Raw genomic sequence first — 12936 nt, 5'->3', positions numbered from 1 at the left:
AATTTCATGGAACTCCTCTTTACTTTCATGCAGTAGAATGGTAAAATACAAAATGCTGGCAGGAATGCCGGTGAAAATATCAGAACATTCACAAAAGAGGTACGTGATATGGTCAAGATCGGAAAAAAGGAAAAGAGCGACCAGCTGTATAAGGCCATCTTGATGCTGAAGGACGAGCAGGAATGCTATGATTTCTTCCAGGACCTGTGTACGGTTTCAGAGCTGCGTTCCATGGAGCAGCGGTTCGAGGTGGCGTCCCTTCTGGACGATGGCATGATCTATAACGAGATCCTGGAGCGTACCGGCGCCTCCAGTGCCACCATCAGCCGGGTAAACCGGTCTTTGAGCTATGGCACCGGCGCCTACGCCAAGCTGTTTGAGCGGATGAAGGAACAGAAAAAATGAGCAGCTATGACGCGCTGGCCGCCAGCTATGACCAGCTGATGGCCGATGGCAGCTACCGCAAGCGGGCGGATTTCCTGGAGCGCCTGTTTCAAAAAAGCGCCATCCCGGTCCGCACGGTGCTGGACCTGGCCTGCGGCACCGGCACCATCGCGTGCCTGCTGGCCCAGCGGGGCTACCAGGTGACCGCCACCGACGGCAGCGAGGAGATGCTGACCCAGGCTATGCAAAAAGCGGCCGCCCTTGACGGGCAGCCGCCTTTGTTCCTGTACCAGTCTATGCCCCGCCTGCGGCTCATCGAGCCGGTGGACACGGTGGTGTCCACGCTGGATTCCCTCAATTACCTGACCCGGGAAAGGGACATCCGGCAGACCTTCTGCCGGGTGCACCGCTGGCTGAAGGACGGCGGGCAGTTTATTTTCGATGTGAACACCCCCTACAAGCTCCGCCGGATGGACGGCCAGATGTATATGGACGAGACGGAGGAGAGCTTCTGCGTCTGGAGGACTTTCTTTTCGGAGCGGACGCAGGTGTGCACCTACCAGGTGGACCTGTTCCGGTTGAACGGGGACGGCACCTGGGACCGGGACTTTGAGGAGCACCGGGAGCGGGCCTGGACGCAGGAGCAGCTGCGGACGTATCTGACGGACGCGGGCTTTGTGAATATCCGCGTCAGCGGCGATCTGACCACCCGGCCGCCGAAGCCGGAGGAGGACCGCTGGATCGTCCGGGCGGAAAAGCCCGGAAACGTTTGATGGAGGAATTTTGCGCAATGAGCGATCAACTGGTACGCGCCATCTCCAAGGATGGCTTTGTGAAGGCGGTGGCGGTGTCCACCCGGGACTTGACGGAACGGGCACGGCAGATCCACCACACCCTGCCTGTGGCCACAGCAGCTCTGGGCCGGACCCTGGCGGCGGCGTCCATGATGGGCAACGCCTTGAAGGGGGACGGCGCCTCCGTGACGCTGCAGGTCAAGGGCGGCGGGCCTCTGGGCACCATTCTGGCGGTGTCTGACAACGAGGGCAACGTCCGGGGCACCGTGGATAACCCTTCCGTGGACATCCCCCTGCGGAGCGACGGTAAGCTGGACGTGGGCGCCGCTGTGGGCTGCGACGGCACTCTGACCGTTATCCGGGACCTGAACATGAAGGAGCCCTATGTGGGAAGCGTGGGACTGCTGGGCGGCGAGATCGCCGAGGACCTGGCGGCCTACTTCGTGGAGTCCGAGCAGATCCCCACCGCCTGCGGCCTGGGGGTGCTGGTGGACCGGGACCAGAGCGTGCTGGCCGCCGGCGGTTACCTCATCCAGCTGCTGCCCGGCGCCGGGGAGGACATCATCACCAAGGTGGAGGGCGGCGTCATGGCTGCCGGCAGCGTGACCGGCCTCCTGCGGGAAAACGACGATCCCGAGGCCATTTTGCGCAAGGTCCTGTCGGATTTTGACCTGGAGATCCTGGAGAAGACTCCCGTGGAATACCGCTGCTACTGCAGCCGGGACCGGATGGAACGGGCCCTCATCAGCCTGGGCCCCCAGCAGCTGGAAAGCCTTATCCAAGAGCAAGGCAGCGCGGAGCTCTCCTGCCAGTTCTGCGACAATGTGCAGACCTTTACACGTCAACAGCTGGAAACGCTGCTGTCGAATATGAAGAAAAAAACCTAAAAAATTTAAAAAATGGGTTGACATACCGGGCACCTTTGCGTATAATAACTTTTGCCGTCTGACGAGAGCGGCGACCTGGGAGCATAGCTCAGCTGGTTAGAGCACCTGCCTTACAAGCAGGGGGTCACTGGTTCGAGTCCAGTTGTTCCCACCAGAGTTTTATATGGCCCGGTAGTTCAGTTGGTTAGAACGCTAGCCTGTCACGCTAGAGGTCGACGGTTCGAGCCCGTTCCGGGTCGCCATCTCCCACGAGATGGAGTTCCATCTCGTGGGTCCCCCTTGGGGTTGAAATTCCCCGGCCACGCCGTTCCGGCGGGTCGAAAGATTTGCCCAGATAGCTCAGTTGGTAGAGCAGTGGACTGAAAATCCACGTGTCGCTGGTTCGATTCCGGCTCTGGGCACCACATGCGGGCATAGCTCATCTGGTAGAGCGCCACCTTGCCAAGGTGGAGGTAGCGAGTTCGAGCCTCGTTGCCCGCTCCAGATGATGCCCACACGAAAGTGTGGGCATCAAAAATCTAAAATAAGTGTGGACTTTTTCGCAAAAGCCGCATATAATATAAATGTCCCCGATGGTGACATAGCCAAGTGGTAAGGCAAGGGTCTGCAAAACCCTGATTCCCCGGTTCAAATCCGGGTGTCACCTCCAAATGAATCCCTAGAGCCGCAACGGTTCTAGGGATTTTCTTTACCCTGAAACACGTTTTTAGCCTTATTTTTAGCCTTACCAGCTTCTTGAAGCACTGCGCGGCAACCGCTGCGGGGATATGAAAACGTGCGAGTTAACCACCAGAGACGCTTTTGATATATTCCTCCATGCGGGCTGCGCTGGCCTGCTTCATCTGCATCGTGACATGACCGTAAACGTCTAGCGTGAAAGATGCAGTAGCATGGCCCAGATTGCCCTGTACGGTTTTGATATCATCACCGGAACGAATGGAGGCAACGGCGTAAGAATGTCGCAGATCATGGAACCTGGCATCGGGGCGGCCAATGGCAGCAGCAAGCTTCTTGAACTCTCGATAGACTGTCGGCTTGGTCAATGGAAAGCCTAACGGGTCAGTAAATACCAGATTGTCGGTATTCCCCCATGCAGAACCAGCCATTAACTTTTGCTGCGCCTGAATCATACGATGGCGTTTCAGAAGCGTCATAACAGTCGGAGCGGCAACGATGGAGCGAGCCTTGTCGTTCTTAGTGGGGACCAGATGGTAGGCCTTGCAGCCTTTTTCTTGGTGGAGCTGCATCTGTTTGTCGATAGTGATGATGCTGCGATCAAAGTCAACGCAGTCCCACGTAAGCCCAAGTATCTCGCCTTCACGGACACCAGTGAACAAAGTGACAACAAGAAGTGTCTCAAAGCGGTTCCCCTGTGCCTCTTTCAAAAAGGCAGTGATCTGTTCGTCATCAAAGGGCGTGATTTTTGCCTTCTCGATACGCGGCAGAATGCAGGCATCGGATGGGTTAAAACGGATATACCCAATCAGGACAGCCTGCTGCAAAGCCTTGTGAAGGACACCGTGGACGTTTTTGATCGTCTTAGGGGAAAGACCCTTGGGGTGCTCTTTGGAGGGCCTCAGAAGCTTGATATAGGCTGCTTGAATGGTTGGAGCATCCAAAGCGTCCAGACGTACGGCACCCAAAAGAGGTTTGATATGCAGCCGGATGTCGGACTTGTAGATATCAAGGGTGCGAGGCTTGATATTCAGCAGGTAAGTATCCATCCAAGTGTCCAGCCATTGTCCAAGGGTTTGCTTGTTCGGCTCAATATAGGAACCGCAATCAATCGCTGTGGTAGTGGCTTTTAACTTTTCGGCAACTTCCTTCTGCGTTTTCCCCGAAATGGAACGCTGGATTTGCTTCCCTGTACCAGGATCATATCCAACGGTGTACCGGGCTTGCCAATATGTGTACTGCTTACCGTTTCTGGTGGTCGTAATTTTTCGAATCGAGCCGGTACCGCTGGCACCTTTGCTCGTTGTGCTCTTGCGTGGCATAATAACCTCCTTCCGCCACGCAGGACATACCTGCTATTTATGTTCAAAATCTGGCGGTGGTTCTATCGCTTGGAGTTTGTCCAAATCTGAAATGTGCTTATCGACCCAAAGTTGATACAATTCTTCATCTATTGTATATGAATTTTGGAGCATTTTTATTTTTTGCCAATCTTTTATGAAAGAACACATATTGCCAGATGAGAAAACAATAGCTGGATATTCCACATCGAAATCCTCGTATTCTGGGTATTCACCCTTGAAAGAAATGCACTTCCGTTCTGTCCTGGTTACTGAGCTGAAGAAAACTCCAGTCATATTGTCCATATACATAATTTCACGCGCAATATCTCCGAGCGTTTTTTCCTTTTCGGAATCATCGGCTTCTACGTTGCGACCACAAATCCAGTCAATAGCAGTTTCGCACAGCGGCTTGATGAGGCTTTCAAGGCCGCACGGGATGAATACGCCAAATCCTGGGAAACGTTCCAGGAAGCAAAGAACCGTTTTGAAGAGGCCGGACGTTGGCACTCCGGAGAAATCCAGGCAGAGCGAGAGCTGAATACGGCAAAGGCAAAAATCGCGTTTATTGAAGCGCAGACGGACTTTGAAACCAAAGGCAATGCTGCATGGGCTGCGTTCAACGAAAAGCGCGCAGAACTGCGCCGGGGGCTTGAGAAAGAGGTTCGCGCCGCCTCCCTTGTTGACCCTGATGCAATCGATCAGAATGCCATCAAGCTGATGGAGAGCGGCATTATGGGGCCGGATGACTATTACAAATTGGTTGAGAAATTTGACTCGAACAGCACAATGACGAGGCTGATTGCCAGATATGCCAAAGCCGCAGCGGAGGACACGGACGACCGCAAGAGCCGTGCCGCATTTAACGAGATTGCATTGACTTGCGCTGATGGCCTGGGCAGCGTTATGCGGGCTTGGGATGGGCTTTCCAAGCTTTCAGATTATTGCAGCGGACAGTCCCACGTGGGCCGGAGAAATTCGCCGGAACAGGTTATTGCTATGGGCCGATGGTGGGAAGAACTTTCCCAGGATACCGTGAAGAATTTTTAAGGGGGTAGATTAAATGATGCTTATGCTTGTCGGTGCTGCGGTTTTCGCTGTTGGCTGCTTCTTCGGAGCGGTGCTTGTTGAGGTTGGCCGGATTTATGAGCGGCGGAAGTAAACTGTGCTTGTTATTCACGGCTGTTATTGAAAGGTGGCGATGGTACGGAAATCAAACTTGTAGACAATACAGGAGAGATCCTTGAAGCTGTTCATAGAGCATCTGTCATCGCGCTAGAAAAGTGCGGTCTGACAGCGGAGGGATATGCCAAAACCAATTTGACAAATAATGGCTCTGTTGATACTGGCAGACTTCGGAACAGCATTACACATGTTGTTGACGAAAGCGAACTATCTGTTACAGTCGGTACGAACGTGGATTATGCGAGCTACGTTTGGTAAAGCAACAGCCGCTGGAAAGCTGTCCGGCGATACCGTCCAGCAGATGATTGACGCAGGATGGAACCCGCTTATCCAAATCAGCCAAGCCGCAGGAGAGACGATGGAGGAAACGCAGAAGCGCATGAGCGCCGGAGCAATCTCCGTACAAGAACTGCAAGCGGCTATGGAAGCCGTAACTACTGGAACAGGCCAGTTTGCAGGAGGTATGGAATCTGCGAGCCAGACAACGCAGGGACTTATTTCCACGTTGCAGGACAACGTAAAATCCAAAATTGGAGAAGCGTTCCAGTCTGTTTCCAATATCCTGCAATCCGAAGTTTTGCCGAGAGCAATAGAGTTTGTTAATTCCGTCAATGTTGATTCCGTCATTGAAAGCGTCAATGGCCTTGTAAGTACGTTTGTGGAATTATCCCCGGTCATTGCAGCTGCTACGACTGCCACGCTTGCCTATAAAGCGGCTGTTTCTATCAGCGGAGTGATTGATGCGGTAAAGAAGGCAACGGAAGGACAGACCATTGCGCAGGCTGCGTTAAATGCCGTTATGAACGCGAACCCGTGTGTTTTGGTAGCAACGCTGATTGCTGCGGTAGGTACTGCCCTTGTCACTCTGTATATGACCAACGAGGATTTCCGAAACAAGATCAACGCCGCATGGAGCACCGTAAAAGACACGATTTCCAATGTTGTGTCCGCCCTGAAAACGTTCTTTACCACAACGCTTCCGAACGCAATCGATACGGCTGTTGATTGGCTTGAAAACCTTCCTGATAAATTCCGTGAGGTTGGAGCAAATCTGTTGACGGGGCTGTGGAATGGAATTTCTGATAAGATCGCATGGCTGAAAGATAAGGTTTCCGGCGTTGTGAATACCATCAAAGGATGGTTTACAGGGAAAGACGGTTTTGACGAACACAGCCCGTCCAAATGGTCAAAACAGGTGTTCCGCTACGTCATGGAGGGCGGCGGAGAAGGTCTTGACGCCGGATTGCCTGGTTTGATGCAAAGTGTTGGCTCTGTTACTGGAATGGTAAAATCAGGCCTTGACTTTGGAACTGCGTCCGTTGACTTTTCTTCCTCCGGGCTTGGTAGCATTGGAAAAACCATTATTTCAGGCGCAACAAACAATGCTATGAATGACCGCCCAATTTACACAAATGTAACGATTGAGCTTGACGGTAGTGTTGTTGCAAGAAAACTATTCGGGCCGCTTAGAAACGAAGAGAGAAGACGGGGTACAAGCTTTGTTTACTAAAACGCAGCGATGTGAGGTGATTTGCGGGTCAACGTCCCAGGGAAAGCCTGGGCGCAAGATGGAGGGGCCGCCCACCCCACCGCCAAAGTCCAGACATAAAGTAATTTGTCTGGCCGTCTGCCGAAGCACTGTCGGATGTTTTGCGAGTGCCATTTCTGTCTCATAAAATAGAGAGGGGAGCCGCCCGACGGGGTAGCTCCCTTTTCACGTTTAACGGGTCTGTGAGCCGTTTTTAGCTGTGGTAATGAGCAAGCACCACCGCCGCCGCAAAAGCCGCCACAGGGCCACAGAATGGCGAAAGCCGGGGGTTATTGCCCCCGGCCTATTGCTTTCGTGGCTTTTAATCCTTGTGCATAGATTCCTTAATCGGCTGCATTTCAAGCTCAAGTTCAAAAGTGTTCATCTCGCAAGCCTGGAAAATCTTATGTACCTTGTAATCGCCGAAAGCCTCCATTTCAAGGATGCTGTGCGGGTTGAATTGGATCAAAGTACCGTCCCAGGCGATGTAAAGCGCCTTCGCATTGGAAAGGAGATTCGCGGCTTCTCTTACGTTCATGTGTATTCCTCCTTGATTTTGTCGTTCCTGAACTGTTTTCGTTTGTCTCTTGCTATGGTTGCATTATAGTTCACTTAATAAGTGAATACAAGATGGAATGCTGCACAAATTATTAAGTGAATGTTTGTACAAATTATTCACTTGTTAAGTGTATGCTTATTTGATACACTTAATAAAAGAAGGGAGGGGTGAAGTTGCCTCCGCAGAAATACACAGACGCCCGCAAAGAGGGGAACCGCAAATGGGACACGGCAAACCTTGACAGAGTATCTATCGCAATGCCAAAAGGAAAGAAAGATGATATAAAGGCCGCTGCCTCCGCCGTTGGCGAAAGCATGAACCAATATATTATCAATGCGGTGGAGCAGAGGATGGAGCGGGACAACGAAAAAGCCGGGGAGTAGCATCCCCGGCAAATTTTTTTGAGTTTGTTGCACAAAAACGTGCAACTTTTTGTGTTGGGAAGCTATTAGTGGGAAAGTGCTTTTGATGATTAAATAAGACCATTGTTTTCTTGATTTACTACTCCAATAGGAATATAATGATTGCAAATAAAAGAAACTATTGGGGGCATTTAATTGGGATATAAAAGCGTTGACGGCTTAATGCGTCATTTGAGAAATAATGGAATCAAAATAGCTGGTAGTAAACAAAAAAGACAATTGAGAAACACTGGCTATTTTCACGGGTATAAAGGATATCGCTTTTTTGGGCTGTCCAGTCAGCGCATACCCTTTACAACGTATGATGAGATATATGCAACAATTAAATATGATTCCAAGCTAAAGGCGTTGTTTTATGAAAAAATTATGTTTATTGAAACAGCGGCCAAAAATGTTGCGCTTGAATGTATTATGAAGAAAGCCGGTTCCGAAAGCATTCAAGATATGTACAAAAATGCAGTGTGCGGATATCATAACGCTCCTGCTGGCTCTGATGTAAAAACAAAGAAAAATTTACAGGAGCGGAAACTTCGCTTGGAAGGAATGATTCAATCATATTTGTCAAGGGCGTACAAAGATGGAAATCCCAAAATCACCCATTTCTACAATAATATGAGTTATAGTGGGGTCCCGCTCTGGGCGCTTTTTGAAATTATGACGATGGGGGATTTTGGCTATCTGTTGTCTTGCTTGACATTTGATACGAGAGAATCTATTTCAATAGAAATGTCTCTTTCTGATGCATCGGTCGATACGAACAGAGAACTGATCTACAAGTATATTTACACGTTGAAAGATCTCCGAAATGCGGTTGCCCACAATTCCGTTGTATTTGATACAAGATTCAGAAAAATTGACCCAACACCAGCTATGCGAAAGTGCTTGATGCAGGAATTCGGCCTCCCATATTTGAATTTCAAGACTATAGGAGACTATTTGATTCTAATTTGTTACTACTTGAAGATATTTGGAGTTCCAAAGACGGAAGTAAAGGCATTTATCCGAAATTTTGAAAATATTACAGATGAATATAGGGGTTCCGTAAATGCAGCGGTTGCAGCAAGGGTGCTACACCCCGATTTGCCGAGCAGATTGTCTATCCTAAAAAGCCAAATTTAGTCAAGTTTTTCTTGCAATAATTTCAATATAGCTGTATACTATAGTTACTAATTGGGGTATGCGTTTTCGGATGCATACTTGAGAGAGTCGGAGAAATCTGGCTCTCTTTTTTACCCCATCTTTTACCCCTTACAGCTTTTTCAACGTTTTACAATATTTTACGCTGAAACCCGCAAAGTATTGAAAATACAGGCTTTTTCTAATTGCCATTTACATCATTTTACACGACTGGTTCAATTCAAATCCGGGTGTCACCTCCAGCTCGTCGCAAGCGTCATATCGCTTGCGACGATTTTTTATGCTTCCGCATCAAAAAATCGTCCTGCGCTCATTCTGCTTCTCCTCGCTTCCGAACCGGATTCGCTGCGCAGCCGGTGGCGGCTTTTCCGCCTTACGGATGCTTCGCTGGATTCCGGTTCTGGTTAGGAAACGAAAATATCCGGAATGAAGCCATCCGGCGGAAGGAAAGGACCTGCTTTTTGCAGGTGCTTTCCTTTTTCTTAGTGTCTTATCATAAAAGCCCCCAGTTGAACTGGGGGTGAGAAAAACTTTTATACGCGAGAAAAACCTCCTGTGTTAATCTAATGATGGTCTGGCAACCACAAAAGAAAACACAGGAGGTTTTGTCATGCAAGATGGCGGAAAAAGCTTATCACACAGTAAAGTACAGTTTACAAGGGACTACACAGGGTAGGTATCTGACGGGAGGGGTGCCGCCAGTCAGATTTTCCATGTGATGTTCAAGCTGTCGCTTGTGGCGGCTATGGTGGTGATCATCAAATCCACCACACGCCGCTTGTCATCAAAAGATACATTCTCCCAGGTATCGAGGTAGCCGGAAATCTGGCTGACCTGTTCCGGGCTGATGGCCTCCACAGTCAACTCCGCTATCCTTGCCAGAAGTTCCTGCTTGCGCCCGTCCAGTTCCGCTATCTTCACATTCACATAGGAGAACAGGACATTGTTTGCCCCCGTCAGACTGTCCACCAGCTTTTCAATCTCGCTGTCTACATGGGCAAGTTCCACTTGCAGGGCGGTGATTTTCGGGTTTGCCTTTGCCGCTTTCTTTTTTCCTGTCAGCGTCTTGTAGCTTGCCAGCTTCTTTACCATCTGCTGATAAACAACCGCTTCCAGTTCCGAAGTGATGATTTTCCCACAGCCAGGACAGCTTTTATTGTCCAGCCGTTTCGTGCAGCGGAGATACTGTTTGCCGGAGGGATTGTAGATACTCATAAGAGCATACCCGCAATTCCCGCACTTGATTTTTCCTGCCAGCCATGTGTGGGTGGCTTTCCGGGCAGACTGGATTTTCATGTTGTTCATCAGCTTCTTGCGGCAGGTCAGCCAGGTGTCGGAGGGGACGATACCCTCATGGGGAGCCAGTACCAGCATTTGGTCTTTTAAGTCGTTTTTCTTGCTGGCCTTTACATCTCGCCCTTGATACAGATAGCAGCCGTTCATGCCCGTAAAATCGGCAACGTCATTGACAATGACTGTACCTTGACTTTTGAAAAATTCGTACACATCAAGGTCTGCCTGCACATAGACAGGATTGCGTAACATCTGCGCCAGCGTGGGGCGTATCAGCTCTTTGCCATGGAACAAAATCCCCTGTTCGGCAAAGTACCGGGTAATGTCCCCGTAGGAAGTTGTGGGCTGGGCGTACATCTCAAACATCAGCCGGATATTGGCCGCTTCCTCCGGGTTTACCACCAGCTTCTTTGTGTTGATACCGTCCATCTTGATAGGCTCCGTATGGAAGCCGTAAGGGGCTTTCCCGCCCATCTTAAAGCCCCGCTGACTGCGGGAGTAGTAAGCGTCCGTTACCCGCTTCTGTATCGTTTCCCGTTCAAGCTGGGCGAACACGATACAGATATTCAGCATGGCCCGTCCCATCGGCGTGGAGGTATCAAACTTTTCCGTAGAGGACACAAACTCCACATTGTACTGCTGGAACAGCTCCATCATGTTGGCAAAGTCCAGAATGGAACGGCTGATACGGTCGAGCTTGTAAACCACGACCTTTGCAATCAAGCCCCGCTTGATGTCCCGCACCAGTTCTTGAAACTTCGGACGGTCTGTGTTCTTGCCGCTGTACCCTTTGTCTGTGTATTCCTTGCAGTTACCGCCTTTCAACTCGTATTTGCAAAATTCAATCTGGCTTTCAATGGAAATGCTGTCCTTTTTGTCTACCGATTGTCTTGCATAGATTGCGTCTATCCGATTGTTCATATTGTCGCTCCTTTTCTTAAAAAAGAAACGGAGCTGCTGACAGTTCTATTATACCGCCAGCAGCCCCGCAAATCAATGATGGGTTTGGAAAACCTTATGTCCCGGCTTCCTCACTCTCCCGCTTGTCGGCGTACTTGCGGAACACCTCATAAAGCTGCTGTTCCAGTTCCCGGCGTTTGGCTGCTTCCTGTTCCGGCGTGAACACCGGGGAGAGATTTTCCAGTGTGATTTCCTTTCCCTGAAAAGTCACGATTTCGATTTCCTTTTTGTATCTGATATTACTTATAAGATCACCTTTCCTTTCCATGCTGCCGCTGTTGCCGTTTCAGTTCCGCTAAAATCTCCGGCGGGATACGGTCAACCAGCCGCCGCATATCGTCCAGTTCGCTTTTTAACTTCGCCCGTTCCATCGTGTCATTCATCTTGCCTTTTTCGCTGGCCTTTGCCCTGACTTCCAGCTTTTCATTTTCCGCTAACAAGTCATTGATTGTGACCTTGTATTTTTTCAGTTGCCCGGAGAAGTTCTCCATCTGCGGAAACCACTTTTTCAGCATGGAGAGGGCTTCCTCTTTCTTCTTTCCGGCGTTCAGCGGGGTAATGCCGGAGAGAACCGCTTCAATGGCCCTCGCCTGTTTGGAGAGGTTGACCGCCTGTTTGAACAGCCGGGTGGGGATATGCTTCCGGCCCGTCTTGCTGGCGCTTTCCCCACGCTCCAGGTCGGGGTACTGCTCCACCATACAGGCGTGAAAATCGTCCTGCCACTTCGTCAGATTGGCCCGGTTGCCGATAATTTCTTTGGCGCACAGGCGGTTGTCCTTTGTCAGCGGCACAAAGACCAAGTGCAGATGGGGCGTTTTTTCATCCATGTGTACCATAGCCGAAACGATGTTCTCCCGGCCCACCCGGTCAATGAGGAAGTCCGCCGCCCTCTGGAAGTAGGCCGCTATCTCCTTTGGGGACTTGCCCTTGAAAAACTCCGGGCTGGCGGTAATCAGCGTGTCCACAAACCGAGTGCTGTCCTTGCGGGTGCGGCATCTGGCCTGCTCGATGCGGCTCTGAATGAAATGGTAGTAGCGGCCATCCGGCTTGACGATGTGGAAATTGTACTTGCTCCGGCTGGTGTCAATGTCCGGGTTGCTGGCGTACTGCTCCTTTTTCCGTTCATGGTGGGCTTCCAGCGGCCCCGCCGGGTGGCCCTTGTGCTTCTCAAATCGCAAAATTGCGTGTTGTGCCATTGAACTCCTTTCCCCATTCCATTCCTTTCCGGCGGGTTTTCCCGCCGAAAATATCTCTGATAGGATTGGAATGGAATGAATGTAAATAGATGGTTTTAATCTCTGTATTTCTATATACCGTCAGATTTCCGTACTTCAAGAGGATTGATTTTCGTACTCGCCAAGTACGGTTTTCAGCCCTCCGGCGTACCATAACCGGATTTCTTGAAGTCGGTGTTTGGAACCGCTTCATAGGATTTCGGGTAAATGCGGTTGGGTTTTCCACAGCCCTGTTTCTGGATTTCCACCAGCCCCGCATACTGCAACTCCCGCAGGGTGTTGACCGCTTTCTGCCGCCCGCAGCGGAGCAAAGCGACCACCTCGCAGATGGGGTAGTACAGGTAGACCCGCCCGTACTCGTCCGCCCAGCCGTTCTTCCGGGACAACTCCGCCCGGCGCAGGACAAAGGCATACAGCACCTTCGCTTCGTTGCTCAAGGGCTGGAATGTGGGTGCTTCAAAAAGGAAATTGGGGAGCCGGGTGAAACTGAACGCCTTTTCCGGCTGGTGAATATAAATCGTGTTTGTCATAGCGTGT

At 50.6% G+C, this 12936-nt stretch carries 15 protein-coding genes and 5 tRNA genes; 13 read left to right on the top strand and 7 right to left on the bottom strand.

Annotation, left to right across the window (positions count from 1 at the left end; translation table 11 throughout):
• The first annotated feature begins 108 nt into the window (after positions 1-108).
• The 8 genes from ACTQ4R_RS04560 (at position 109) to ACTQ4R_RS04525 (ending at position 2714) form a co-directional block, all read left to right on the top strand.
• Positions 109-405: a YerC/YecD family TrpR-related protein gene (locus ACTQ4R_RS04560; RefSeq protein WP_441626278.1), complete on the top strand. Its 297-nt coding sequence runs from the start codon at positions 109-111 to the stop codon at positions 403-405.
• A complete protein-coding gene (locus ACTQ4R_RS04555) occupies positions 402-1157 on the top strand; it encodes a class I SAM-dependent DNA methyltransferase (protein WP_441626276.1) in 756 nt (251 codons plus the stop codon). Before ACTQ4R_RS04560 ends, ACTQ4R_RS04555 begins: the two co-directional genes overlap by 4 nt.
• A 17-nt stretch (positions 1158-1174) precedes the next feature.
• On the top strand, positions 1175-2065 hold the full coding sequence (gene hslO / locus ACTQ4R_RS04550; protein WP_441626274.1) for an Hsp33 family molecular chaperone HslO: 891 nt from the start codon (positions 1175-1177) through the stop codon (positions 2063-2065).
• A gap of 77 nt (positions 2066-2142) precedes the next feature.
• Positions 2143-2219, top strand: a tRNA-Val gene (locus tag ACTQ4R_RS04545).
• 11 nt (positions 2220-2230) lie between these two features.
• Positions 2231-2307, top strand: a tRNA-Asp gene (locus tag ACTQ4R_RS04540).
• 86 nt (positions 2308-2393) lie between these two features.
• Positions 2394-2469, top strand: a tRNA-Phe gene (locus ACTQ4R_RS04535).
• A 3-nt stretch (positions 2470-2472) separates the two neighbouring features.
• A tRNA-Gly gene (locus ACTQ4R_RS04530) sits at positions 2473-2548 on the top strand.
• 91 nt (positions 2549-2639) lie between these two features.
• Positions 2640-2714 (top strand) — tRNA-Cys (locus ACTQ4R_RS04525).
• A 133-nt stretch (positions 2715-2847) separates the two neighbouring features.
• On the opposite strand, the gene ACTQ4R_RS04520 is transcribed toward ACTQ4R_RS04525, so the two are convergent.
• On the bottom strand, positions 2848-4062 hold the full coding sequence (locus ACTQ4R_RS04520; protein WP_441626272.1) for a tyrosine-type recombinase/integrase: 1215 nt from the start codon (positions 4060-4062) through the stop codon (positions 2848-2850).
• Between the two features lie 33 nt (positions 4063-4095).
• Positions 4096-4590, bottom strand: a complete 495-nt coding sequence (locus ACTQ4R_RS04515) for a hypothetical protein (protein WP_441626270.1) — start codon at positions 4588-4590, stop codon at positions 4096-4098.
• Positions 4591-4815: 225 nt separating this feature from the next.
• Between ACTQ4R_RS04515 and ACTQ4R_RS04510 the strand changes: the two genes are divergently transcribed.
• The 3 genes from ACTQ4R_RS04510 (at position 4816) to ACTQ4R_RS04500 (ending at position 6775) form a co-directional block, all read left to right on the top strand.
• Entirely contained in the window at positions 4816-5130 is a 315-nt protein-coding gene (locus tag ACTQ4R_RS04510) for a hypothetical protein (protein ID WP_441626268.1), read from the top strand.
• Between the two features lie 138 nt (positions 5131-5268).
• Positions 5269-5523, top strand: coding sequence for an HK97 gp10 family phage protein (locus ACTQ4R_RS04505; RefSeq protein ID WP_441626266.1), 255 nt, complete (start codon positions 5269-5271; stop codon positions 5521-5523).
• Positions 5420-6775, top strand: a complete 1356-nt coding sequence (locus ACTQ4R_RS04500) for a phage tail protein (protein WP_441626465.1) — start codon at positions 5420-5422, stop codon at positions 6773-6775. Before ACTQ4R_RS04505 ends, ACTQ4R_RS04500 begins: the two co-directional genes overlap by 104 nt.
• A 340-nt stretch (positions 6776-7115) precedes the next feature.
• Here ACTQ4R_RS04500 and ACTQ4R_RS04495 read toward each other — a convergent pair whose 3' ends face one another.
• A complete protein-coding gene (locus tag ACTQ4R_RS04495) occupies positions 7116-7331 on the bottom strand; it encodes a hypothetical protein (RefSeq protein WP_441626264.1) in 216 nt (71 codons plus the stop codon).
• A 194-nt stretch (positions 7332-7525) separates the two neighbouring features.
• Here ACTQ4R_RS04495 and ACTQ4R_RS04490 point away from each other — a divergent pair, with 194 nt between their 5' ends.
• Positions 7526-7735 (top strand): hypothetical protein, encoded by a 210-nt coding sequence (locus tag ACTQ4R_RS04490; protein ID WP_441626263.1) that lies wholly within the window; start codon positions 7526-7528, stop codon positions 7733-7735.
• 174 nt (positions 7736-7909) lie between these two features.
• A complete protein-coding gene (locus ACTQ4R_RS04485) occupies positions 7910-8893 on the top strand; it encodes an Abi family protein (protein ID WP_441626261.1) in 984 nt (327 codons plus the stop codon).
• 720 nt (positions 8894-9613) lie between these two features.
• Here the strand turns inward: ACTQ4R_RS04485 and ACTQ4R_RS04480 are convergent.
• From ACTQ4R_RS04480 to ACTQ4R_RS04465, 4 genes are all read right to left on the bottom strand, one after another.
• Positions 9614-11125, bottom strand: a complete 1512-nt coding sequence (locus ACTQ4R_RS04480; RefSeq protein ID WP_002575864.1) for a recombinase family protein — start codon at positions 11123-11125, stop codon at positions 9614-9616.
• A 94-nt stretch (positions 11126-11219) separates the two neighbouring features.
• Entirely contained in the window at positions 11220-11411 is a 192-nt protein-coding gene (locus ACTQ4R_RS04475) for a hypothetical protein (protein ID WP_321118048.1), read from the bottom strand.
• Between the two features lie 4 nt (positions 11412-11415).
• Entirely contained in the window at positions 11416-12360 is a 945-nt protein-coding gene (mobV, locus tag ACTQ4R_RS04470) for a MobV family relaxase (RefSeq protein ID WP_002575862.1), read from the bottom strand.
• A 173-nt stretch (positions 12361-12533) separates the two neighbouring features.
• Positions 12534-12929: a replication initiator protein A gene (locus ACTQ4R_RS04465; protein WP_002575861.1), complete on the bottom strand. Its 396-nt coding sequence runs from the start codon at positions 12927-12929 to the stop codon at positions 12534-12536.
• Positions 12930-12936: the final 7 nt, after the last annotated feature.

The sequence above is a fragment of the Dysosmobacter sp. Sow4_B12 genome (genome assembly GCF_052116665.1).
Lineage (GTDB): Bacteria > Bacillota > Clostridia > Oscillospirales > Oscillospiraceae > Oscillibacter.
Note: the sequence above shows the minus strand (reverse complement) of the source record. Positions and strands in the feature narration are given on the sequence as shown.

Excerpts from the sequence above, each read along its gene's own strand:
- ACTQ4R_RS04510 (WP_441626268.1), top strand. The coding sequence starts at position 4,816 with ATGGGGCCGGATGACTATTACAAATTGGTTGAGAAATTTGACTCGAAC.
- ACTQ4R_RS04495 (WP_441626264.1), bottom strand. The coding sequence starts at position 7,331 with ATGAACGTAAGAGAAGCCGCGAATCTCCTTTCCAATGCGAAGGCGCTT.
- hslO (WP_441626274.1), top strand. The coding sequence starts at position 1,175 with ATGAGCGATCAACTGGTACGCGCCATCTCCAAGGATGGCTTTGTGAAG.
- mobV (WP_002575862.1), bottom strand. The coding sequence starts at position 12,360 with ATGGCACAACACGCAATTTTGCGATTTGAGAAGCACAAGGGCCACCCG.
- ACTQ4R_RS04465 (WP_002575861.1), bottom strand. The coding sequence starts at position 12,929 with ATGACAAACACGATTTATATTCACCAGCCGGAAAAGGCGTTCAGTTTC.
- ACTQ4R_RS04555 (WP_441626276.1), top strand. The coding sequence starts at position 402 with ATGAGCAGCTATGACGCGCTGGCCGCCAGCTATGACCAGCTGATGGCC.
- ACTQ4R_RS04480 (WP_002575864.1), bottom strand. The coding sequence starts at position 11,125 with ATGAACAATCGGATAGACGCAATCTATGCAAGACAATCGGTAGACAAA.
- ACTQ4R_RS04560 (WP_441626278.1), top strand. The coding sequence starts at position 109 with ATGGTCAAGATCGGAAAAAAGGAAAAGAGCGACCAGCTGTATAAGGCC.
- ACTQ4R_RS04520 (WP_441626272.1), bottom strand. The coding sequence starts at position 4,062 with ATGCCACGCAAGAGCACAACGAGCAAAGGTGCCAGCGGTACCGGCTCG.